This is a genomic window from Microbacterium sp. RURRCA19A (assembly GCF_900156455.1).
Classification (GTDB): Bacteria; Actinomycetota; Actinomycetes; order Actinomycetales; family Microbacteriaceae; genus Microbacterium.
The window spans coordinates 1313218-1335906 of sequence record NZ_FTNQ01000001.1; the positions used below are offsets into that span (position 1 = coordinate 1313218).

Consider the following 22689-nt stretch of genomic DNA (forward strand, 5'->3'; position numbering starts at 1 on the left):
CTCCTGCACCGTTGACCCATCGCGACCGCTCGGGAGTCGGCGCGCGGTCGGAGTGCGGGATGACGCGACAGAACCCCCTGGGTGTCGAACGGGGACAGGGTGCGGGGCTCTGGTCGGCGTTCGGCGTCGCCCTCGCCGTGGTCGTCGCCTACGGCGTGTCGCTGTGGATCCTGCCCGAGCAGGGACCTGCGCTCGTGTGGTTCGTCGGCGCGCGGCTCCTCGTCGAAGCGACGGCCTGCGCGCTCGTGGTCGTCCGCGTGGTCCGCATACCGCGGGAGCGCGCCGCGTGGACGGTCATGGCGGCGGCGCTCGGGATCCTCGTCGCCGGAGACGCCGTCCAGTCACTCGCACCGATCTCGGCGAGCACCCTTCGCTGGCTGGCGCCGGCGATCAACCTGGTGTTCTTCCTCGGGCTCATCGGATGCCTCGGAGTCCTCGTCCGAGACCGGTTCGCCCGCCTGTCGCTCTCGATGTTGCTGGACGCGCTCATCAGCACCCTGGGCCTGCTGTGCGTCGTGTTCTTCCTCACCTCCCTGGTCGGCGTGGGCGAGCAAGCGACGCTGCTGAGCCTGGCGTACCTGATCCCGTCCCTCCTCTACGTCAGCGTGCTCGTCGCGCTGCTCTCGGGACTGAACCGACGCCCGTCGGCGGCGTGGTGGCTGAACCTCGGTGCTGCGCTCCTGCTGTTCCTGGGGAGCCTCGCCGTGGGGCCGGCCCTCGCGCTCGGCCAGACGCGGACCCCCTCCCCCGTGGACGCCCTGTGGCCCGCGGCCGCGCTCCTGCTCGCCCTGGTCGCGTGGTGCGCTCCGGCGAGTCGAACGGCGCCGAGCAACGGGCTGCGCGTGGTCGTCTACGTCCCCGCGATCTTCTCGACCGGGGCTCTCGTCATCCTGGTGTTCAACGAGCTCGACACCGGCGGCGGCGCGATCGAATTCCTGGCCTTCGCGACTCTGGCCAGCGGAATCGCGCGGCTGCTGGTCTCGGTCATCGAAGCGGAGCGTCTTCGTCAGCGCGAGCGCGAGTTGAGCGTCAGTCTCGAGCGGGCTCGGGATGCCGCGCTGGCGGCGACCTCGGCGAAGAGCACGTTCCTGGCCACCATGAGCCACGAGATGCGCACGCCCCTGAACGCCATCCTCGGGATGAACGAGCTCCTCGCGGGCACCGACCTCGACCCGGTGCAGCGCGACTACGCCGACCGTGCGTCCGCAAGCGGTTCGCTGCTGCTGGACGTCGTGACCGACATCCTGGACTTCTCGAAGATCGAAGCCGGCGCCATCGACCTGGTGCGCGCGCCGTTCGATCTGCGACGCCTGGTGACCTCGACCGTGACCGTGCTGTCCTTCGCCGCCGAGAGCAAGGGGCTGATCGTCGTCGCGGACTACGCCCCCGACGTGCCCACGCACGTGATGGGCGACGCCACGCGCCTGCGGCAGGTGCTCGTGAACCTCCTCGGCAACGCCGTGAAGTTCACCGCCCAGGGCGAGGTGCGGGTGAGCGTGCGCCGCGGCGCCGGGCCGGATGCCGTGCGATTCGAGGTCGCGGACACCGGAATCGGCATCCCCGCCGACGCCCTGCAGCGCATCTTCGAGCCCTTCACCCAGGCCGACGACTCCACGACGCGCACGCACGGCGGGACCGGACTCGGTCTGTCGATCTGCGACGCACTCGTGCGCATGATGGGCGGTCGCATCCGCGTGAACAGCGACGTCGGACGGGGCAGCACGTTCACGTTCGATATCGCGCTCGAGGCCACCGCCCCGCCGGCGGAGTCCCCGCGCGCGGTGGTGCGCGTGGGCCGCCACCCCGCTTCGGCGGTGCCGACCCCGGCGGCTGCGCCGACGGCTCTGCGTGAGGGTGTCGTGCCCGCGCCGACCGAGCCCACCGCATCCGTCGATCTCTCGGCGCACGAACCGCTCAACGTCCTGGTCGCAGAGGACAACCCCACGCTGCAGCTCTTGTCGTCGCAGATCCTCGGTCGCCTCGGGCACCGGGCGACAGTGGTCTCCAACGGCGAGGAAGCCGTCGTCGCGGTCGGCCGCGACGCGTACGACATCGTGCTCATGGACGTCCACATGCCCGTGACGGACGGGCTCGAGGCGACGCGTCGGATCCGCGCCGCGGGCGACACAGTCGCGCAGCCGTACATCATCGCGCTCACCGCGGGGGCGACCGAGCAGGACCGCGAGGACTGCCTCCGCGCCGGGATGGACGGCTACGTCACGAAGCCGTTCACCATGAAGGACCTGCGCCGCGCCTTCGAGACCGCCGAACTTCATGCCCCACCGGACGATGCCGGGCCCACCGCGATGAGCCCCCACCGCTTCACCCTGCTCAACGACCTGGGTCCCGAGGTGAAGGCCGATGTCCTGCGCACTTTCGTGCTGCGCAGCGGCGACGACGTCTCGGCGATCGCGGACGCCGTCCGCCGCGGAGCGGCCGAGGACGCGCGCGCGCTCGCCCACCGCCTGCGCGGCGCGAGCCTCGCGCTGGGTGCGGCCCTCCTCGCGGAGGCGTGCGCGCGCATCGAACGCGGCTCCGACGAACAGGCGCTCGACCCGCGTCGGGTCGCCGCCGTCCGCGATGCCGCGGCGATCGTCGTCGACGACGCCGAGAGGGAGCTCCGTGCTCTTTCGTCGGGCTGAGCGCGACGCGTCCGCTGACGCCGAGACGGAGGCTCCACCACCTGCCGACGCTCCCGCGCACGCGGAGGAGGATGCCCGCCCGCAGCGCGCGCGCAGCCTCTCGACCCGGACGATCGCACTGGTCGTCGGGGCGGTGTACTTCGTCGGATCACTGGTGATCTTCCGCGACGTGCTGTTCGCGATCCCGTCGGTCCTCCGCGGCGACGCGGTGATCGCCGGCGACGAGCTCGTACCCTTCTTCAACTGGCACAGTCAGTTGCTCGATCAGGCCGCGGGTCAGTTCAACGAGCTGGTCAACGGCTACGAGTTCCGCGTCCGTTACGCCTTCCTCACGACCTGGCTGCGGTACTACGCCGTCCTGCCGTTCGCGATCCTCATCGTCATCCCGGCCCTGTTCTGGTCGGCGTACCTGACGGTCGCGAAGTTCATGGACAAGGTGTTCACGTCGCTGTCGTCGCAGGCGATCTACCTCGCGACGTTCTTCCCCGTCTCGCTGATCTACCTGATCATGGTCTACGCCAAGATCACCCACTTCTACACGCTCGTCCTCGGGCTCGTCCTGATGACGATCTCGTCGTTGTGGATGCTCTACGCGCTCCTGTTCGCCGGACGCAAGTGGAAGCGCTGGATGGTGATCGCCGCCGTCGCGACGCTGTTCAACCCCGCGATCCACTACCTGGTGCTGTTCACGCTCTTCTTCGCGCTGACGGTCGTCACGCTCCTCGTAGGCGAGATCGGGAAGTGGATCCGTACGGGCGGCCCGCGCCGTCTGCGTCAGCTGCCCGGCCGCGTCCGCACCCTGGTTCTCCAGGAAGGACGGTGGAGACGCCTGCGGGCGTGGTTCGGCCGCTGGTCACTCACGACGACCGGGCGCATCTTCTGGGCCCTCGTGATCTACGCCGTGATCACTCTGATCCCCTATGCACTGTTCGTGAAGTACGTCGCCCTCGCGGGTGTCTCGAACCTCTCGGACACGGTGCCGGGCGACTTCTATTTCATCCAGGATGCCTCGGTCTCCTGGCTCCACGAGCTCTCGTGGGACCTCGCGGGGATCACCGACAAGATCCTGTTCGGCGACTATCTCGCGAAGGTGCCGCGCTACCCGGACGCGGTGTACACGCTGCTGCTGTTCGTCCCGCTCGCGGTTCCCTGGGTCCGCCGGAGACTGTTCCGCACGCGCCATCACCGTCAGCTGCTCGGCGTGCTCATCGTCACGATCGTGTTCGCCATGTGGGCGACGATCGGCTACGGCGAGCCGCTGTGGTTCCCCACCTTCCATCGCACCCTTGCTGCCCTCGCGATCACCGCCAACGACAGCCATTCCGCGATCGGCAATCTCGTGGTGACGGCCGCCGGCACCGTCGTGCAGATCCTGCGCTTCCCGCACCGGTTCCAGCTGATCCTGTTCATGCTCGCGCCGTTGGTGATGTCGCTGACGCTCGCGCTGTTCATCGACGTCGTGAGCGGTCGGTGGCTCGCGCCGAGCCGACGTCGCGCGCCCCGAGCGAAGACGGCCCCGATCCCGAAACCGACGAAGCCTCGGAATCCGGCGCGCGTCCGCGCCCGCAGCGAACTCCTCGTCGCGCTCCTGGCGACGGCGTGCATCGGCGCGGTGTTCTTCACACCGTTCTGGTCGAACGACCCCTACCGTTCGGTGTTCGGGTCGGGGAACATGGCGGGCTTCCTCGCTCCATTCCCGTTGCACGACCTGCAGGAGCTCAAGCAGACGCTGAACACCCTCCCCGAGGGGAAGACGGTCGTGCTCCCGCCCACCGAGACCGCGAAGCTCGTTCAGGATGCCAACGGGGTCGACCACAAATTCATCGACAAGTTCTTCATCTACTACCTCGACAAACCGAGCTATTACTACGGCCTGACCGGGGACGTGAAGAACAAATTCGACTTCTTCCTGATCCTGCGCGGGCTGTACTACCAGCAGGACTGGTGGATCAACGTCGCCCGCGACATCCAGATCAAATACATCGTCGTCAACCGCAAGATCCACTCCAACAACGGCGTCGGCGCCGAGTACCTCCCGAATGTCGAGAGCTACGTCGAACCGGGTCTGCAGAGGCTGAAAGGCGACGTCGAACTCCGGTTCGAGAACGACAGCTACGCGCTCTACGAGATCACCGATCAACCCCGGGCGAACCGCGAGACGATCCTGGTCGATTCCAGCTGGCAGACCTACCTCAACCTCGTCTTCAACAGACGGAACCTCAGCCGCTGCTACACGTTCGAGTACACCCCGTACTACGACCCGACCGCCCTGCCTCCGGGCGCGCCGATCCACCTGCTCACCGACGACGACGCCACCTCCGCCCTCGACCTGTGGCTGCTCGACCATCCCGACGCCATCGCGGGCCCCGATACGCGGATGTTCGCGTTCAACCCCGACGTCGTGGCATCCAACTACTACCTGTCGCCGATGTTCCGGTCGTTCCTGCTGTTCTCGAACACGAAGTGGAACCGCACCGGCATGATCACGCCCGGCGTGTTCGGGACGCTCCGCGGCTCGTTCATCGGGCTCCCTCGTGCGACCGAGATCAGCGTGCCCGTGACGGTGAAGGAACCCGGGAAGTACCACGTGCTCATGCGCACGGCGAACACGGCGAACACCCTGCACATCTCGTCGCCGTCGCTGTCGTACGACCAGTCGTTCGAGCTGCGGTCGCCCCCGGAGAACGTGAAACTCTTCCCCGTCGACGACGTCTACAAGCCCGGACGCGTGGCTGCCGACACGTCCGGGATGTCGGTGGCCGATCTCGAGCAGCAGATCCCCGACAAGCTCGTTCCGGTCAACTCGGGGTTCAGCTTCCAGGACCTCGGAGTGGTGGATGCCCCTGCCGGGAAGCACACGTTCGCGATCGACAAGACCGACACGAACCCGATGCTGTTCGAGGGCCTCATGCTCGTGCCCGAAGAGACGTACCGATCGCTCGCCCTCCCCGCGAACGTCCAGAAGATCACCGACCCGAACGCCCTGGACTGCTCGGAGCGCACCGAGAGCGCCGGGGGCAAGGACGGCTACGTCGACCCGGCGGCCAACCCCGAGCATGCGAACCTCACGCAGGACGAACTGCTGAACCTCGCTGCCGCCGACGTCACCGACCTCGAACCGCCCGCCGGCGGGGTCGTCGGCTCGAGCTGGGTCGGCGTGGGACTCACGCTCCTCCTCATCGCCGGCAGCCTCGTGCTCGTGCGGTGGCGCGCACGCTTGCATCCCGAGGACGACGAGGACGAGGATCGCGACACCGACGACCTCGACGATCCGACCGACCCGCCACCCCAGGAGCCTCGATCATGACCGCACCCGCCCGCCGCATCGTCTTCCTCGGCACCCACGGGCAGTACAACATCGGCGACGAGCTGCTGCTCGAGACGTTCCTCACGCAGCTCGGACCGCAGCACCGGTACCTCGTCAACAGCTATGACCCGGACTTCACGCGCGCACAGCTCCGCCCGCGCTTCGACGTCCGCGTCATCGACACGGGAGCGGACCGGCTGCAGCTGCTCCGCGCGCTGCGCGGTGCCGATCTCCTCGTCTTCGGCGGAGGCTCGATCATCAAAGAGCTGTACGCGTCGACGGGCCGGAACCCCTACTCGACGCTCGCGATGATCCTCGGCGTGGTGACCTTCGCCCGGCGCATCGCCCGCAAGCCGGTGGCGATGCTGAACATCGGCGTCGGCCCGCTGCGCACCAAGACGGGGCTGTGGCTGGCGCGCAGGATCCTCTCGCAGGTCGACCTCGTCGCCGTGCGGGATCAGAAGTCGTACGACACCTGCCGCGAGATCGGGATCGATGCGACACTCGTCCCGGATGCCGTGTTCTCCACCGACGAGGAGTTCCTGCTCCGGCCCGCCGACGACACCCCCGCTCCCCGGTCCGACGGTCCGCTTCGGGTCGCGCTGAACCTCAACTTCGACATCGAGAACCCCGAGGCGTGGGAGCCGTTCCTGGACCGGCTCGCCGCGGCCCTGGAGAGCGTCCATTCCCGGCATCCGCTCGAAGTCCACTCGCTGCCGATGCAGATCGGATTCAAGGACCACGACGACGTCGAGGTGCTCGACGACCTCGCCGGTCGCCTTCCGACGGTGCCGTTCGTGCGCCACGAGCCACGGACGCACCGGGAGGCCGCGCGCCTGATCCGCGACTGCGACGTGCTCGTGAGCGAGCGGCTGCACGCCATCGTGATGGCCTCCATCCTGGGCGTACCGTCGTTCGTACTCGCGTACGACGTGAAGGTGCGGGAGCTCGCCACGACCCTCGGGCTCACCGAGTGGACGATCGACATCAACCAGCCGTTCGACGCGTCCGCGCTGGCCGACGGTCTCGTCGACCTGATCGAGCGGCGGGATGCCCTGGGGGCGGCGGTCGCGGCGCGGAGCGCCGAGCTGCGCACCGCGGCCCGCGACAGCTTCGCGCGGGCGCAGGGGTGGGCGGAGAGCGCGTGACGCCGCCGCGTCGGCACTGATCCGGCGCACACAGGCTGCCGAGCGGACTTTCGACGCGGGTCGCACGGGTCGATCGCGCCACGGAGTTACGTTCGGGGCGCATCGCCCCGTGAACAAGGAACGGCAGCCCTCATGAGCGACAGAATCGTGCCCCGCCTGCATCTCGTCGACGTGGTCGAGAGCCGCGACGGCTTCACCCTCCGCGACTACCTGACGCGCAGCGCCATCCCGTTCGCCTTCTCGACGGTGCCGCCCGGGTTCGCGGGTGCGGTCGATGGCATCCCTCTGGCGGATCGACGGCTGCCGGTCCTGATCGTCGACGACGAGGTGGTGCTGGAGGATCCCACGCCGACCGAGGTCGCGATGCGGCTCGGGTGGGTGATGCCGCCGCGTCGGCGCACGTACGACCTCCTGATCTTCGGTGCCGGGCCGGCCGGGCTGTCGGCGGCGGTGTATGCGGCGTCCGAAGGGCTCTCGGTCGCCGTGATCGAGCGGGACGCGGTCGGCGGCCAGGCCGGGTCCAGCAGCCTGATCGAGAACTACCTCGGCTTCCCGCACGGCATCTCGGGCGCCGAGCTCGCCGACCATGCGCGCCAGCAGGCCGTCCGTTTCGGCGCGGAGTTCATCCTCCTGCGCGAGGGCGTCGACCGCACGTTCCGCGACCACGACGTGCGGGCCGTCCTCGCCGACGGTTCGCGGCTGACGGCGGGCGCAGCCGTGTGCGCCACCGGCATCCGATGGCGACGTCTGGGGCTGGAACGCGAGACGGACTTCTTCGGCGCCGGCGTCTACTACGGGGCCGGGACGAGCGAGGCCCCGGCCTGCACCGATGAGGACGTGTACGTCGTGGGAGGGGCGAACTCCGCCGGCCAAGCCGCGATGAACCTCGCCGCGTACGCGCAGCGGGTCACTCTGATCGTGCGCGGCCCCTCGCTGTCGTCGACGATGTCGAGCTACCTCTCGACCCGGGTGCTCGCGCAACCGAACATCCGCGTGCTGACCGACACGCGCGTCGTCGGGCTGGACGGCGACACACGGCTGCGGCGGATCGTGCTCGACCACGACGGAATCCGGACGACGCGGGATGCCGAACACCTGTTCGTCTGCATCGGCGGGGACCCGAACACCCGGTGGGCGGCGCACACCGGCGTCCATCTCGACGCCCGGGGATTCGTCGCGACCGGACCCGACCTCACCCCGGAACAGCGGACGACCTGGCCCCTGGAACGGGACCCGTTCTTCCTCGAGACGTCCGTCCCCGGGATCTTCGCGGCCGGCGACGTGCGTTCGAATTCCATCAAGCGGGTCGCGTCGGCCGTCGGCGAGGGCGCGATGGCCGTCACCCTCGTGCACCGTTATCTCAGCGAGGTGTGAGCTCGCGGACTCCGCCGAGGTGCATCAGTGGGCTGCGGCGCCTCCGACCGGCGTGGACGCGAAGTGCCGTAGCTCGAGCGGGCGCCGCAGGAACCTCTCCTCGTCCGGGAACGTCACGGGCTGCGTGCGCCAGTCCGTTCCGGCGTAGGCGACCAGGGCGGCGTCATCCGCCCACTCGCTGACGTATTGCACGCGGCTCGGGTCGGCCAGGTCGACGAGCACGTCGTGGCGGAGCAATCCGTCGTACTGCTCGGGGAACGACGCGACGAGTTCACGCAGGAGCATCAGGAACTCGTCGGCGAGACCGTCGCGCACATGCGCCTCCGAGACGCGGACGATCATCGCCAGAACCCCCGGTGCGGCTCGGCGGCCTCGCCCTCGAGGTGCGGGCCCGATACCGCGACCACCGGCACGCCGCGCGCGAACACCTCCCGCGACGGCAGGTCGAGCTCGCGGCCACCGTCCTCCGACTCGGCGAGCGCGATGAGCCCCCGCCCCGACAGGGCGTAGACCATGCGCCCGATGCCCGCCCAGAACATCGCCCCCGCGCACATCGCACAGGGTTCGCACGACGTATAGAGAGTGGATGCCGCCAGCTCGGTGGCATCCAGTTCCTTCCAGGCCAGACGCACCAGGTTGGTCTCGGCGTGGCTGGTCACGTCGCGATCCGTGATGACGGTGTTCTCGGCCTCGAGTACGCGGCCGTCCGCGGTGACGAGGATGGCGCCGAACGGGTGGTTGCCGTGGGCGCGCGCGTCGATCGACACCTGGATCGCACGGCGGAGGTGCGCGGTCTCGGTCGGGTCGAGGGTGTCGGAGGTCATGGCCACGATCCTAGGGACGAGGGATTGCAGCGAGGTTTCCCGGTCACGTCATCGCCCCACGGGCGCGTCCCCCATGGTCAGCTCTGCCTCGACGCCGGCAGGAAGCGGGAACCACGCGAGGAACGTCACGCCCTCATCGGTCGCGTCGAAGCGCGAGATCGTCCGGTTGCCCGGTTCGTAGAACGTGTCGCCCGCGCGGAGGATCGACTCCTCGCCGCCGCCGACCTGGAAGAACACCGACCCGGTCTCGATCACCCCGAACACGGGACCGTTGTGCCAGTGCGCACCCGGGTGGATGCCCGGGGCGATCGCGATGCGCCGCACCTCGACGGAGGCGAAGCTCGGCGCCCCGTCGAGCATCAGGGTGGCCAGGGTCGTGCGGTGGACAGGTGTTTCGTTCACGCCTCGATCATGGCGCGGAACGGACCCTCGCTCCGCGGGGTGTTCTCGCGACGCCCGCACCCGTGATCAGCTCGCCGACCCCGTGCCGCTGCCCGACTCGTCGGTCGTTCCGCCCGTCGACCCCTCGGAACTGCCATCGCCGCGCTGCGGAGGGGTGCCGTACCCGCCGTCCGGAGGCGTCCCGCCATCGGGAGGCGTGCCCATCTCGGGCCGCGTGCCGTTGCCGAAGCCGGGTCCGGTGTTCGAAGTGCTCGCGTTGGCGGCCGAGGCGTTGCCGATCGCGAAACCGGCCCCTCCGCCGACGAGCAGGCCGAGGGCGAGGGCGCCCGCACTGATGCCGGCGACCAGCCGTCGAGTGAACGTGGGGCGGCGCCGTGCGGGCGAAGGCGAGGAATCCGCCGGCGGCGTCGCCGGGATGAAGGAGTGATCGGTCATGCCGCCGAGTGTGGCGGCGCGACACAAACGCAGGGTTGGCGACGACTTTGGGAACGCTATGAGGCGACACACACCGGGCTCGGGCCCGTGGCGCTCCGCCACTCGACGGGGGTCGCAACGGGTCTCGACATCCGTGTCTGGCCCGGTGTGACCTTCGTTCCTATCCTGACGCTGCGCGGCACCTCCGCCGTCCGTGAGAGGGGCACTCGTACGGCGGCGCCGTCATCACCGTGGCCGGCGTCGCGGACAACGTCGTGGGCCTCGTCTACGTCTCGGGCTACGCGCTGGCAGAGGGCGAGAGCCTCGGCGAGCTGCAGGGCGGCTTCCCCGACTCCGACCTGGCCCAGCACCTCGTCTACACGCCGTTCCCCGTCGACGGAGGGGAGGACGGCACCGACGTGTCGGTGGAGATCGCCGCGTTCCCCGACGTCTTCGCCCACGGCGTGCCCCTCGAGACGAGGGAGGTCCTCGCGGTGTCGCAGCGCCCGCTTGGAAGACCAAGCCGGCCTGGGGCATCGTGTCCAGCGCAGACCACACCATCAACCCCGACGTCGAGCGCTTCGGCTACACGCGGGCGGGCTTGCGTTCGATCGTCGAGATCGACGCGCCGCACCTCGTGATGCAGTCGCACCCCGCCGAGGTCGCCCAGGTCATCACCGACGCGATCGCCGAGATCGGCTGAGCCGAGCGCGACGCGGAGGACACGACCGTGGCCACGAGCGATCCGTTCCCGCCCGTGCGCAGGGGCACCTTGCGAGAGAAGGGTGACGGCATCCGGATGCCGTGAGCCTGAGCCGCGTCCGACGCCGTCCTGCCCGCGTCACCGCGTGCGCAGTACCGCTTCGAGGTCGTTCACCGCGGCGGCGACGTCTTCCGCGAACAGCAGGGCGATGTCGGAGTGCGTCGCCGTCGGCAGTTCGCGGCAGAGCGACCCCGCGGGCAGAGCCGCGTCGTACATCCGGCGCAGGGCCGCACCCTGTTCACGGAGCTCGTCGCTGCTGCTGAACTGCGCCTGGAGCGGATCGATCGCGCCCGCCCGGAGAACGATCGTCGGGGCGGCGAAGGGTCCGCACCCGAGCTCGTCGAGGATCTCGGTGAAGTTCGCCCCTTCTCGCGGCCCGGTCCGCAGTCCGTCGGCGGCGTGGCGAGCGCGCACGAGCTCACGAACTTCGGGCGGCAGGTCGGTGGTGACCGAGTCCCGCCATCGGCGACCGGCAGCGCGATGCTCATCGGTGACGACGACGGCCGTCGAGGCGTTGGCTTCGATGCGGAGCCGCTCCGGCATCGCCTCGTTCCACGCGCCGTGGACGGGGTCGAGCAGGACCATGCCCGCGACGCGGTCGGGGAACAGCTGGGCGAACCGCTGCGCGTATGCGCCGCCGAGGGAATGCCCCACCAGGATGACGGCCCCCGGCACGCCCAGCGCCCGCAGCAGCGAATCGAGCTCCTCCGCGACGGCGGCCGCCGTCCGCGGGAGCGCGACGGGAGAACTCCAGCCGGTGCCCGCCCGGTCATAGATGACGCCGGCCCGAGAGCGAGTCACGCTCTCGTAGCTCTGCCACAGGTCGAGACCCATCTCGCCCGAGCCGGGGAGGAAGACCGCGCACGGGCCCGGCCCCTCCCGGGTGTCCACCCATAGACGACGGCCGTCTACGTCGACGAGTCGACCGATCGGCGGTGGCGTATCGGAGAGGGTCTGCGCCGCATGATCCACGTCACCACGGTAGCGAGCGGCTCTTCGCGTCGCCTACTCCGAGCGTCCGCGGACGGGTTGGCGGAGGATGGTGCGGAGCTTTTCGGGAGTGGTTCGGCGGGCGTCGCTCAGATAGATCTCGTGGTGCTTCCCGCTCAGGCTGAGTCCCTGGCCGGGGATGAACTCCTGGTGCATCTCGTCCAGCACGGCCGCTTCGTCGTCGAAGGAACCGACGTGCAGTGTCTGCACGCACCGCCCCTCGGCGAGGGTCTCGATTCGGACATCCTCGACCCGACTCGCCGACCCGGTGGCTTTGACGACGTCGACGGCCACCGCGAACATCGTGTCGTCGATCCAGTCCGGAACCAGGAGCATCATCGTCCACTCCCACCGCGACTTGTCCCTCGCCGTGGTGAAGGCATCCATGTCGTCCGCCCACCACAGGCCCTCCAACGGAGGCACCACGTAGTCGCGTCCGAGGTCGCGTCTGCTCGCGAACTTGAGCTTGTACGCGACGGGGTAAAGCGCCTGCAGCGCCTGCGTGTAGGCCGGCGAGGTGTTGGGGTCGCCGTGCCCGTCGATCATCAGGTATCGCGTCTCAGGGATCTCGATGACCCTGAACCGGCCGACCTTGGCCTGATAACCGTCGAGGGACTTCTTGAAGTCGATCTTGGCCGCCATGGTGCTCCTCCGCTCGCTTCGCCAGCCTCCCAGAAGCGGAGTCACCTCGCGCGGCGCAGGTGACGGACGGCTAGATCCAGCCGCGCTCGCGCGCGTGGATCGTCGCCTGCTGACGGCTCGCGAGCCCCAGCTTGCCGAGCACCCGGGTCTTCACGCCTCGACGAGGGCCTGCGTTCGGCCCTCGGGTCCGCGGATGCCGTGCTCCTCGGCCCCGGATTCGACGACCCGGATGCCGCCAGCGCGGCCCTGCACGCGGTGGCCGACGCCGACGTCGACCGACTAGTGCTGGATGCGTTCGCCCTCGGCATCCGCACGGGCGCGCCGCTGGATCGCGCGGAATACTTCGTCGCCACTCACGCCAGGATCTCTAACGCGTCGAGGACAGGTTTCGTGCTCCGCGGGAGCGCTCGCGCGATCTTCATCAGCTTCGCGGGCTTCCCTCCGCGGCGCAGCCATTCCTTCAGGGCGTCGCGAGGAATCTCGTAGCCGGTGCGGGCCCGAAGCCGAAAGCAGTCGACGATCGTTCGTTCCGGCGTGTAGATCCCGATCTTCCGAGCGCTGCCGGGGATGACGATGTCCTCTCGCTCCAGATCGAACGTCTCCGCATCGAACTGATGCCAATCGATGGCGCCCTCCGAGGCCGGGGTGCGGGTGCCACGAGGGATGGGAACGTCCAGCGCCTGCGGGATCGTATCGGTGAGGCCGTATTAGGCGAGCGCGGAGACCAGACACATCGTCGACTTTGGGCGCCGATCCGAGGCCTCGAGCTGATCCCAATCCGCCGCGGAGAAGTCGGCCGGGAGATACAACCCGCGGGCGATTCGCTCCCACCCACCGTTCTTCGCGGTGCGATAGAAACTCGAACGACTCGTCTCCCCCCGCACTGCGGACTTCGGCGTGACGACGTCCATCGCTTCTTCCTGTTGAGACAAAACGTATACAGATAACTTTATCTGTATACGTTTCGTTCCACCAGCTTCGGGCCCGCCACCGCACCTCCGCCTGTCGCGCCACCTCGGTCCGTCGCGGGTCGACGCACACCACGCGCGGCGGGTTCGGGCCAGCGAGCCGGTCGAGCACCCGCGTCCACAACACGGTCTGCGTCTCGGCCATGTTGTGGCCGAAGAGGAAGATCGCATCGCACTCGTCGATGTCGGAGTAGCTGCCAGGCTGCCCGTCCGAGCCGAAGTTCTCCTTCATGGATGCCGCGGCCGTCGCCGTGCACAGCCGGGTGTTGCCGTCCCTGTGCGGGGTTCCGAGGCCGGCTTCGCCGATGATCCCGAGGGCGTAGTACTCCTCGAGGAACAGCTGGCCCGAGGAGTAGAACCCGTGCGTGAGCGGGCCCTTCTCGTGGAGAAGGTGCTGGCTGCGCTCGACGATGCGGGACATCGCGGTGTCCCAGTCCGGTTCGACCAGCTCGCCGTTCTCACGGATCAGCGGGCGGGTCAGCCGGTCGGGGTTGTCCATCCCCTGCCAGCTTCCGAACAGCCTTTTAGGTCCGAGGCGCCCGTGGTTGACGATGTCCATCGGGCGGCCGCGGACGCCGACCATCCGGCCGCTCTTGACCGCGGTGTCGGTGGCGCATCCGTTGCTGCACAGCACACACGCGGACTGCACCCAGCGGTCGATGTCGTCCTCGGTGAGGCCGTCGGCTAACGCCGTATCGACGCGGACCGGCCACCGCTCCCCTCGCGCGAACCGCGTGCGCGTACCCCAGATGTGCTCGATGCGGTCGACCATCATCGTTTCCCTCCCTGGCCCGCGGGCGACCGTAAGACGGGCGGGGCGCGGGCATCGAGTGGCTCGACATCGGGAGGAGACAGTGCCCGGGTTCGCCCGGGTGGCAGACTCGGCGGGTGGACATCGAACCCGGCATCTACGAGCACTTCAAGGGCCAGCGGTACGAAGTGTTCGGCATCGCGCGGCACTCGGAGACCGAGGAGGTCCTCGTCTCGTACCGCAAGCTCTACGACGACTATTCGTACTGGGTGCGGCCGGTGGAGATGTTCCTGGGTGACGTGGAGCGGGACGGGTACGTCGGGCCGCGGTTTCGGCGGGTTGTCGGACGACCTTCGCGAAACGAATCTGTACATTGCCAGGACCTATGCGAGAGCCCGACTTCGACCACCAACACGCATTGAAGCCAGCGCCCCGACACTCCGCCGCGCTTTATCCTCGCCCGTTCCCCCGAGGCTACGTCCACCTTCGTTCCTCCAGCCTACGGCGCTGGTAGATTTGCAATAACCTCGCGCACAGAATTCGTGGCATGACGCAACTCTTCATCGGGTAGATCCTGCGCAGCGCCGTGGAATACGTCGTTCCGGAGACGACGCAAACGGTGGAGTTCAGAGACCTGCGACTCGGGAAGCACGTCGTGCTCGGCAAGCTCCCGGATGATGGAGGGCAGCGACAATATTCGCGGGCCGTCATGACGGGCGAGACTGCGTAACCGCGACTCCAATGCGGCCCACGCGGCCACAAACTCACCCAACGTTTCGACTGAGCCGGAAGACTGATGATCGTCTTCTCGCGACCGGCGCCGCGACGAAGAAGGCTGACGGGTCGACTTCGATGCACGCAGATAAGCATCATATCGATCTCGGTCCCCAGTCAGCATCAGATCTGCGAGTTGCTCAGCGACAGGGCGTTGCTGAAAGTCTTCCTCCATAGAATCAAGATAGGGTTCTACGGAGGCAATAGTCGCGAGATTCTCTTCCAACAGAAACCCAAAGAGTATATCTACTCTACCAAGAGCAGCGTCAGTAAATTCGCCCGCGAGAGGCGCGAGGCGGGCACGAAGGAACTCAGCGAGCTCGTAATGATCCTGGAATGGTGTCGCTGAGCTTGCTAGCCTAGCGTCGGTGGCCCTTTGCAGTTGTTCTAGCGCAATCTCCCCCGAGAGGACCAGTCCGTTCAACTGATCTAGGAGGGCGTACTCCGGGCCCGACAAGTCGCCGCCATAAGGTTTGTAGACCAGGTCATGTTCTACTTCCGACCATGCATGCATCAGAACAGAAGCAACTTGCACTTCTATCAATGCAGACGCATACCGCTCAGCCCCCTCGCTGAGCCGCGCCTCAGGCACACGGACACGAAAGTGCTTAGCCCCATACCCGGAGAACCTTGGGGACCGGGGGTCCGGCGGGGCAAGCGGGTCAGGGAAAGACTTCTCCGAATCTACAGCGAAGAGCGCCCGGACTGCTCGCTCGACCTCCGCCATCTGACCCGGAAAATAGAGAGCAACTCGCACCCCGGCTAAGTCCACAATGTCGGCACGGATCGCGTCCGTCGAGACGTAGATGTTCTCCCTGTTTCGGGATTCAATCTTCGCCCTCAATCGACTCAACGACTTGGCGCGGCTCGTCACAATGGCACGCAAGCCCGAGCTGGATAACTCCGCTTCAAGCAGCGTCCGCGCCAGCGAACCTGCCGCTTCCCAATAGTCGAACTCCCTATCGTACTCGTCAAGAAATTCGTCGATTACGCCCATCTGCGCCTCCAAGACGGACATTGGAAGGACAAGCAAATCCAGAGCCCGGCGCGCACCCTAGTGGCCGACCTCGTGATCAACACGCAACTCCGACTCCGTTAAGCGGCGCACAAGATGCGAAACAATACTCAGTGCGTCTAAGCAATCCTGATAGGTGAACGCGCCCGACTCCTGGAGCGCCTGAATCTCTTCATGGGCAAGAGGGTTTCGGAAACCGGCGATTACGCCCATCGACAAGTGCTTTTGACCCTCTTCTATGTTCTTACTAGACGAAGCACCAAACTTCTTCAATGCTGCGTACTTTGCGAACACGCTGAGTTTGCCCTTGTCTGAACCAAAAGCCGAGACCACGACGTTGTACGCCTCGTCGACTGAGATGCCCGCCTTCGCTCTGGCGAGGTTGACGTATCGCTTTATTGCTTCCTGAACCGCTTGAAAGAAGTCCCCTCTTGCATACGCTTCCTTGGTCGACTCCTGGATCTCGGCGTGCAAGTGACGCCAAACGTACTCGGCATTCGGTGGCGCGATGCGATTGATCCCCTCAATAAGCTTGCCTTGTTGCTCCACCGTTAGATCGAGCTCGTCGGACGTGATTCCCGCGACGAGATCTCTCACGGACTCCCGCTCCGTCGGCTGCTTAATGGAGTCAATCCAATCCTGAGTAGGCATACCGATCTTGGCTTCGCGATCAATTCTTCTGGCGTCCGACCTTTTGCTTCGCCATTCCTGCGAGATGCGAGTCAAAAGTCGCTGGAGTGACTGCCGTAGCATCGCAGTCACGTCAGCCTCCCAGTCAACTGCGCGCCGGTCGGTAGCTATGACGTCATTGTCGACGTGATCGATGAAGTCAACTTCAAGGATGCCAGTCAGATAAGAGAACGCGTAGCTTGACTCGGATGCACCAAAGAACTCCGGCTCGTTCACGAGTCGCCCATTGGCATACAATGTGATGCCCCGCATCGTATTGCGAAGGGGTTTCTTTGCAGACACAATCTTGCCACGGACGCCTTGCGAGCGCAGAAACTCGTCCTGCATCCCGAAGTCTCTCGGGAATTCCCAGGAAAACTCCTGCTCTACTGTTGCGAGTCGCAAGTCTGAGTTAACCCCAAACTCCTCACCGTTCGCCGCTTGCACAACGATTTGGAAGCCTGCATCGGAGTAGTCGAAAAGTCGAGAGAGACTCGCTGCCAGCCCAGCCGGATCGATTGGAGTTCGCCGCTTCAATGCGGACAGCACGACCGTCGTCCCGTGCGCCTCAGCCTCAGAGACGAGCGCCTGCTCGCTCGGCAGATACTCGCCGTCCGCTTCCATCATTGCGTCATAGGAGAGTGTAACTTTCACCCCTCGCGTCGACCCCGCCCTTGACGTGACCAGTTCTACATTCTTGCCAATGCCGAACAGTGCGAGCTTTCCCAGCCCTTTCTTCCCCGACACGCGTCGCGTTCCGCTTTCAGTTAGTTCCGAATTCAATGCCTTTCGCCGGTTTCTACCAATGCGCAAGTACTTGTCCGCCACGTCAGAGCGGGACATCCCGTGCCCATCGTCAGACACGCTTATCGAATCGACATGACCAACCAAGACGGTGACACGGCGGGCGTCCGCGTCGTAGGCGTTAGCTATCAACTCGGCGATGGCGTTAGGTAGATGCGAGTACATTCGGGCGCCTAGGTGGTCGACCGTCTGCGGATCAAATGTCAGAACCAGCGCGTCTTCGGGCATGGCGTTCAAATCCTTTCGGACAGCATTCGTCCTATGGCAGCCCCAAGCGGAATCGGCACCGCATTCCCGATTTGACGCGCCACGGCCACCTTGGACCCCACGAATCGATGCCGCTGGGGGAACCCTTGAAGCAACGAAGCCTCATAGTGCGTGATAGCCCGGTTCTCGCTCGGGTGTAGGTAACGACCCTTCTCCGGTTTAAAGAACTCAGTGCGGATCGTGACTGCGGGGCGGTCCTCGCGTAGCCGACCCATGACATCGAACGACCCCGTCTTGTGTTTGACCCAGCACGGAGCCAACAGCGACTCGGGGAGGTCGCGTCGGCCGCCGCCCGGCGGTATTGCTTCAAATCGCTTCAACGAGAGTTCACTGTACGATCTCGCCCAGTGAGTGTCGCGCGGCGCGAAAGCGCCCGGCACGTCTCTGCCTGCGACCTGAACAAACCCTGCGTCTCCGGGGTTACGGTCCGGCCGGAGTGGCACATTTTTTAGCGCCTCGCCAACTGTAACGTGCGCAGGAAGCCCAGTTTCGGGTCGAGCAGAATGCGTAGCAAGGGGGAACACCGGGGCCGGAACATCTCGGTGGTGCCCAATAAGCACGGATCGCTTTCTTGCCTGCGGGGCCCCGTAGTCAGCCGCGTTCAATACGCGATGTTCGAAGGCGTAGTCCGCCAGAAACTCGCCTTTCGAGGTGGCTTCAACGAATTGTTCGTATTGCGTCGACTTTGAGAAGGCGGCCACGTTCTCGACAACAAAATACATCGGTTGCGCCTTGATCAACGCGTGGGCGTAGTGACGCCAAAGATCGTTTCGCTCATCTTCGAGGTCACGCTTGCCGAGAGTTGAGAAACCCTGACACGGAGGCCCACCGATGACGAGATCCACGCCAGAGGGGATGGAACTCTCGCGAAGCCACGATTGAATGGAGCCCGCGTACACGATGCCCGGCCCGAACGTGGCGGCGTAGGAGGCCGCAGCAGAGGTGTCCATTTCGACCGCCGCGACCGGGCGAAAACGCGATGATGCCTCGTGTAGGCCCGCTGAGAGCCCTCCAGCACCAGCGAACAGGTCGAGTACACGAATGGGCGACGGCTGCATGTCCTGATCGTAGTGGGGAGTTTCCGCCTGGAAGGTGCTGCGGCCCGCCGGAACCGCAGCATTTGTGACGAAGCAGCATTAAACCTGCCGACCCGTTCGGCAATGCCTGCTGTGTCCCAAAGGCGAGGGTTCCAAGCAAACGGAGACGCTGCCGTTTCAGCACGCCAAAGCGGCTGCATTTCGCCCCTGTAACGACGCCGCAACAGTTCTGTGACGGCGGACTCTCCCGGATGAGCCAGCCAGAGTGAGCACATCGTTACCCCGCCGCCCCACCGGGCGCGGTCCTGGGTAACGCCTCCTTCCTACGCTGGCGGCACGCCTCGCCGATGCGGGGCGCTGCACCTCCCCCATCGCTGACCGGAGGATCCCAGTGACCGTCACCGACCCGCGCCCCGAAACCGCCACGCCGCCCCCGGCCGCAACCCAAGCCGAAGAGCTTAGACACCGCCCCGGCCGCTGGATCGACAACTGGAACCCCGAGAACGACACGCAGTGGAACGCCGTGGGCAAGGCCATCGCCGGCCGCAACCTGCGGTGGTCGATCTTCGCCGAGTTCCTCGGGTTCGTCGTGTGGCAGCTGTGGTCGGTCGTGGTGGTGTCGCTGCCCGCGGCGGGCTTCCAGCTGTCGACGGGTGAGATCTTCTGGCTCATCTCGATGCCGAGCCTGGTCGGGGCGACCCTGCGGATCCCCTACACGTTCATGGTTCCGCGCTTCGGCGGCCGTAACTGGACGATCGTGTCGGCCAGTCTCCTCCTCATCCCGACGATCGGGCTGGCCATCGCCGTCAGCAACCCGGCAACGCCCTTCGGCGTGCTCCTCCTGATCGCCGCCCTGGCCGGCTTCGGCGGCGGCAACTTCGCCAGCTCGATGTCGAACATCACGTTCTTCTACCCCGCGGCGCAGAAGGGCTACGCGCTCGGACTCAACGCCGCCGGCGGTAACCTCGGCGCCTCGGTCGCGCAGTTCGTCGTCCCGATCGTCATCACGGTCGGAGCCGCCGCGACCCTGAACCTGCCGCTCGCGGGCCTCATCTGGGTTCCGCTGATCCTCGTCGCGATGATCGGCGCGTACTTCCGCATGGACAACCTCTCGGCGGCGAAGGCCGACATCGCGGCATCCCTCGCCGCTCTGAAAGAGCCGCACCTGTGGATCCTGTCGGTCCTCTATATCGGGACGTTCGGCTCGTTCATCGGCTTCGCGGGTGTCTTCCCGAAGCTGCTCGCCGATACCTCCCCCGACTTCACGGGCTTCACGATCGGCACGGCCACGGTGACCCTCGCGTTCCTCGGCGCCCTCGTCGGGTCGCTCGCCCGCCCCTACGGCGGCAAGCTCGCCGACCGCTTCGGCGGGACTCACATCACGATCGGCGCCTTCACGGCGATGGGGCTCGGCATCCTGAGTGTCATCCGACACCTTGTCGACGCCTTCATCTCGCAGCCACTCGACCTATCCAGACACCCGTGCAGCAGCACGACGCGGGCCGAACTCCTGAGTTTCGGAGCGAAACCTGTCCCGCCAGCCTTCTTCCGGCAGCCGGCCGCCGAATCCTCAGGAGTTTCGCTCGCGCCGCGGCCGACAGCAGTCAGACACAACCGGCGAGGTGTTCCGCGCTCCGGACCTACGCGGCTGTGCCCCGGACTGGGGCACCGTCCAGACCGAAACCCGCGGGAAGCCTCCGGAGCCCGGCACACGCCGCACGCGACACGCAACCGCACGCGGCGCACACCGCACACACGGCACTGTGCGCCCACCCCGCACCCCGCCACGGCCGTAGGCTTCCCCCCATGACCGACGCCCCCGCCCCTCCCGGCCGCACCGCCGTGGTCGCCGCTGCGATCGCGCTCTTCGCCGAGCGCGGCTACGACCAGACGTCGGTCGAGCAGATCGCGCAGGCCGCCGGGGTGTCGCGGTCGACGTTCTTCCGGCAGTTCGGGGGCAAGGAAGACGTCGTGTTCGCCGACCACGAGGTGCTCCTCGACGAGACGCGCACGTTCCTCTCCCAGCCCCACGCCGACCCGTGGGCCGCGGTGTGCGACGCGTCGATGCGTGTGTTCCGGCACTTCGCCGCCGACCCCGAACTCGCCCGCCGCCGCTACGCGATCGTGCGCGAGGTCGCGGTGCTGCGCGACCGCGAGATCGTGACGGTGTTCCGGTACGAGCGCCTCTTCGACGAGTATCTCCGCGAAGCGCTCCCCGGGCTCGACCCCCTGGATGCCGTCGGCTTCGCAGCTCTCGTCACCGCCGTGCACAACCATGTGCTGCGTCGGCTCATGCGGGGCGCGCGGGTGCCGGCATCCACTCTCCGCCGTGCGCTCGACGACGTTCTCCGCCGGTACGGGGTGCACCCCGACGGCTCCGATGCCGCGGGCGACGACCTCATCGTCGCGGCCTTCCCGCGCCGGATGCCCGCCGCCGAGGTCACCCGGCGCCTCCGCGCGAGCCTGCCGCACTAGCGCCGCGGGCACCCATCCCGGTCGAGTGTCCAAGACACGCCGTTGCGCACCGGCGCGATGCGGCGTGTCTTGGACACTCGACCTGCAGAACCTCACCGACGCACCACATGACACCCAGTACCACGATGGGCGATACTGAGTACATGAGCACCGACGCCCAGCCCCGCACGCTCCCCGGCGAGCGCATCGCCTCGTACGACCTCCTCGGTCGCCGCGACACCGACTACTACGCGGTGTTCGCCGACATCCCCGACGCCGACCGCGCCGCGTGGGACCGCGCCAAGACCTTCGTCGACCAGGTCGGCACCCGCATGCAGGCCGAATGGGATGCCGCGACCTACCCGATCGAGCTGCTCCGACGGATGGGCGAGCTCGAGCTCTTCACGGACGGCATCGAGCACCCCGACCTCCCCGCGTCCTCGCCCCTCGCGGCCGGCCTGGTGAACATGGAGGTGTCGCGCGGCGACGGATCGCTCGCCACCGCCCTCGCCGTGCAGGGCGGTCTGGCGCTGCGGACGCTGGCGATGTTCGGCTCCCCGGAACAGCAGGAGCGCTGGCTGCAGCCGCTCGCCAACGGAACGGTGCTCGGCGCCTTCGCGCTCACCGAACCCGACCACGGCTCCGACTCCGTCTCGCTCGAGACCACGGCGACGCGCACCGACGACGGCTGGTCGCTCAGCGGGACGAAGAAGTGGATCGGCAACGGCGCTTCCGGAGGCATCACGTTCGTCTGGGCCCGCGTGGATGCCGAGGGCGACGACGACCACGACAAGGTCCGCTGCTTCCTCGTCGAGCAGGACACCCCGGGTTACACGGGCACCGTGATCACGGGCAAGGTGTCGCTCCGTGGCATCCACCAGGCCCACATCGCGCTCGACGACGTGCGACTCCCCGCGGATGCCGTGCTCCCGGGCACCCACACCTTCAAGGACGCGTCGGCCGTGTTGTACGCCACGCGCTCGGGCGTGGCATGGTCCGCGCTCGGCCACGCGACCGCGTGCTACGAAGCCGCGCGGACATATGCCACCGAGCGCATGCAGTTCGGCAAGCCCCTCGCGAAGTTCCAGATGGTGCAGGAACGCCTCGCGCAGATGCTCGACGAGCTCACCGCGATGCAGCTGTTCTGCCGCCGGCTGGCCGACCTCGAGACCTCCGGCGGACTCCGTCCCACGCAGGCCTCGCTGGCGAAGTACCACAACACCCGCGCGGCGCGCCGGGTCGCGGCGATCGCGCGCGACCTGCTCGGCGGCAACGGCATCCTCCTCGAGAACGGCGTCATGCAGCACATGGCCGATATCGAGGCGATCCACACGTACGAGGGCACCGAGAGCGTGCAGGCACTGCTGCTCGGCCGCGACATCACCGGGATGAGCGCGTTCGCCTGATCCCGGATGCCACGCCCCGGCGCCTAACCCGCGCCGGG

General features: G+C 67.1%; 18 protein-coding genes and 1 pseudogene. 9 read left to right on the forward strand and 10 right to left on the reverse strand.

Going from position 1 to position 22689, the window contains the following annotated elements:
- The first annotated feature begins 59 nt into the window (after positions 1 to 59).
- The 4 genes from BW982_RS06270 (at position 60) to BW982_RS06285 (ending at position 8471) form a co-directional block, all read left to right on the forward strand.
- A complete protein-coding gene (locus BW982_RS06270) occupies positions 60 to 2642 on the forward strand; it encodes an ATP-binding protein (RefSeq protein WP_076491145.1) in 2583 nt (860 codons plus the stop codon).
- Complete coding sequence (locus tag BW982_RS06275; protein WP_076491146.1) at positions 2623 to 5949, forward strand: hypothetical protein; 3327 nt, start codon at positions 2623 to 2625, stop codon at positions 5947 to 5949. Before BW982_RS06270 ends, BW982_RS06275 begins: the two co-directional genes overlap by 20 nt.
- Entirely contained in the window at positions 5946 to 7097 is a 1152-nt protein-coding gene (locus tag BW982_RS06280) for a polysaccharide pyruvyl transferase family protein (RefSeq protein WP_076491147.1), read from the forward strand. Before BW982_RS06275 ends, BW982_RS06280 begins: the two co-directional genes overlap by 4 nt.
- Before the next feature lie 132 nt (positions 7098 to 7229).
- A complete protein-coding gene (locus BW982_RS06285) occupies positions 7230 to 8471 on the forward strand; it encodes an NAD(P)/FAD-dependent oxidoreductase (RefSeq protein ID WP_139327328.1) in 1242 nt (413 codons plus the stop codon).
- A 24-nt stretch (positions 8472 to 8495) separates the two neighbouring features.
- On the opposite strand, the gene BW982_RS06290 is transcribed toward BW982_RS06285, so the two are convergent.
- The 4 genes from BW982_RS06290 to BW982_RS06305 form a co-directional block, all read right to left on the reverse strand.
- Positions 8496 to 8813 carry a putative quinol monooxygenase gene (locus BW982_RS06290; protein WP_076491148.1) on the reverse strand — a complete coding sequence of 106 codons (318 nt, stop codon included), beginning with the start codon at positions 8811 to 8813 and terminating at the stop codon, positions 8496 to 8498.
- Complete coding sequence (locus BW982_RS06295; protein ID WP_076491149.1) at positions 8810 to 9295, reverse strand: nucleoside deaminase; 486 nt, start codon at positions 9293 to 9295, stop codon at positions 8810 to 8812. The genes BW982_RS06290 and BW982_RS06295 overlap by 4 nt, the downstream gene beginning before the upstream one ends.
- A 48-nt stretch (positions 9296 to 9343) precedes the next feature.
- The gene (locus tag BW982_RS06300; protein ID WP_217693663.1) at positions 9344 to 9697 is read right to left on the reverse strand and encodes a cupin domain-containing protein; all 354 of its coding nucleotides are present in this window, start codon (positions 9695 to 9697) and stop codon (positions 9344 to 9346) included.
- Between the two features lie 66 nt (positions 9698 to 9763).
- Entirely contained in the window at positions 9764 to 10132 is a 369-nt protein-coding gene (locus BW982_RS06305; RefSeq protein WP_076491151.1) for a hypothetical protein, read from the reverse strand.
- A gap of 193 nt (positions 10133 to 10325) precedes the next feature.
- On the opposite strand from BW982_RS06305, the gene BW982_RS18635 reads away from it, so the two are divergent.
- A complete protein-coding gene (locus BW982_RS18635; protein WP_368483022.1) occupies positions 10326 to 10814 on the forward strand; it encodes an alpha/beta fold hydrolase in 489 nt (162 codons plus the stop codon).
- 138 nt (positions 10815 to 10952) lie between these two features.
- Here the strand turns inward: BW982_RS18635 and BW982_RS06315 are convergent, their stop codons facing one another.
- The 3 genes and pseudogenes from BW982_RS06315 to BW982_RS06335 form a co-directional block, all read right to left on the reverse strand.
- Positions 10953 to 11846 (reverse strand): alpha/beta hydrolase, encoded by an 894-nt coding sequence (locus BW982_RS06315; RefSeq protein WP_139327329.1) that lies wholly within the window; start codon positions 11844 to 11846, stop codon positions 10953 to 10955.
- A 33-nt stretch (positions 11847 to 11879) separates the two neighbouring features.
- Positions 11880 to 12506, reverse strand: a complete 627-nt coding sequence (locus tag BW982_RS06320) for a GyrI-like domain-containing protein (protein ID WP_076491153.1) — start codon at positions 12504 to 12506, stop codon at positions 11880 to 11882.
- Between the two features lie 993 nt (positions 12507 to 13499).
- Positions 13500 to 14246 (reverse strand): annotated as a pseudogene (locus tag BW982_RS06335) (molybdopterin-dependent oxidoreductase); the annotation flags it as partial.
- 116 nt (positions 14247 to 14362) lie between these two features.
- Between BW982_RS06335 and BW982_RS06340 the strand changes: the two are divergent.
- A complete protein-coding gene (locus BW982_RS06340) occupies positions 14363 to 14647 on the forward strand; it encodes a DUF1653 domain-containing protein (RefSeq protein ID WP_083696529.1) in 285 nt (94 codons plus the stop codon).
- Positions 14648 to 14724: 77 nt separating this feature from the next.
- Here BW982_RS06340 and BW982_RS06345 read toward each other — a convergent pair whose 3' ends face one another.
- The 3 genes from BW982_RS06345 to BW982_RS06355 are packed head-to-tail and all read right to left on the reverse strand — an operon-like array spanning position 14725 to position 18812.
- Positions 14725 to 15996, reverse strand: coding sequence for a GTP pyrophosphokinase (locus BW982_RS06345; RefSeq protein ID WP_175611042.1), 1272 nt, complete (start codon positions 15994 to 15996; stop codon positions 14725 to 14727).
- Positions 15997 to 16053: 57 nt separating this feature from the next.
- Positions 16054 to 17715 carry a TIGR02391 family protein gene (locus BW982_RS06350; protein WP_076491155.1) on the reverse strand — a complete coding sequence of 554 codons (1662 nt, stop codon included), beginning with the start codon at positions 17713 to 17715 and terminating at the stop codon, positions 16054 to 16056.
- A 5-nt stretch (positions 17716 to 17720) separates the two neighbouring features.
- On the reverse strand, positions 17721 to 18812 hold the full coding sequence (locus BW982_RS06355; RefSeq protein WP_076491156.1) for a DNA cytosine methyltransferase: 1092 nt from the start codon (positions 18810 to 18812) through the stop codon (positions 17721 to 17723).
- Positions 18813 to 19182: 370 nt separating this feature from the next.
- On the opposite strand from BW982_RS06355, the gene BW982_RS06360 reads away from it, so the two are divergent.
- The 3 genes from BW982_RS06360 to BW982_RS06370 all read left to right on the forward strand — a co-directional run bounded on the left by BW982_RS06360 (position 19183) and on the right by BW982_RS06370 (position 22651).
- Positions 19183 to 20601 carry an MFS transporter gene (locus BW982_RS06360; protein WP_254845529.1) on the forward strand — a complete coding sequence of 473 codons (1419 nt, stop codon included), beginning with the start codon at positions 19183 to 19185 and terminating at the stop codon, positions 20599 to 20601.
- Positions 20598 to 21266 (forward strand): TetR/AcrR family transcriptional regulator, encoded by a 669-nt coding sequence (locus BW982_RS06365; protein WP_076491157.1) that lies wholly within the window; start codon positions 20598 to 20600, stop codon positions 21264 to 21266. The genes BW982_RS06360 and BW982_RS06365 overlap by 4 nt, the downstream gene beginning before the upstream one ends.
- A 143-nt stretch (positions 21267 to 21409) precedes the next feature.
- Positions 21410 to 22651: an acyl-CoA dehydrogenase family protein gene (locus BW982_RS06370; RefSeq protein WP_076491158.1), complete on the forward strand. Its 1242-nt coding sequence runs from the start codon at positions 21410 to 21412 to the stop codon at positions 22649 to 22651.
- The last annotated feature ends 38 nt before the right edge of the window (positions 22652 to 22689 follow it).

Coding starts and splice junctions, on each gene's coding strand:
- BW982_RS06280 (WP_076491147.1), top strand. CDS start 5,946: ATGACCGCACCCGCCCGCCGCATCGTCTTCCTCGGCACCCACGGGCAG.
- BW982_RS06355 (WP_076491156.1), bottom strand. CDS start 18,812: ATGCAGCCGTCGCCCATTCGTGTACTCGACCTGTTCGCTGGTGCTGGA.
- BW982_RS06305 (WP_076491151.1), bottom strand. CDS start 10,132: ATGACCGATCACTCCTTCATCCCGGCGACGCCGCCGGCGGATTCCTCG.
- BW982_RS06345 (WP_175611042.1), bottom strand. CDS start 15,996: ATGGGCGTAATCGACGAATTTCTTGACGAGTACGATAGGGAGTTCGAC.
- BW982_RS06285 (WP_139327328.1), top strand. CDS start 7,230: ATGAGCGACAGAATCGTGCCCCGCCTGCATCTCGTCGACGTGGTCGAG.
- BW982_RS06365 (WP_076491157.1), top strand. CDS start 20,598: ATGACCGACGCCCCCGCCCCTCCCGGCCGCACCGCCGTGGTCGCCGCT.
- BW982_RS06270 (WP_076491145.1), top strand. CDS start 60: ATGACGCGACAGAACCCCCTGGGTGTCGAACGGGGACAGGGTGCGGGG.
- BW982_RS06370 (WP_076491158.1), top strand. CDS start 21,410: ATGAGCACCGACGCCCAGCCCCGCACGCTCCCCGGCGAGCGCATCGCC.
- BW982_RS06290 (WP_076491148.1), bottom strand. CDS start 8,813: ATGATCGTCCGCGTCTCGGAGGCGCATGTGCGCGACGGTCTCGCCGAC.
- BW982_RS06350 (WP_076491155.1), bottom strand. CDS start 17,715: ATGCCCGAAGACGCGCTGGTTCTGACATTTGATCCGCAGACGGTCGAC.
- BW982_RS06320 (WP_076491153.1), bottom strand. CDS start 12,506: ATGGCGGCCAAGATCGACTTCAAGAAGTCCCTCGACGGTTATCAGGCC.
- BW982_RS06295 (WP_076491149.1), bottom strand. CDS start 9,295: ATGACCTCCGACACCCTCGACCCGACCGAGACCGCGCACCTCCGCCGT.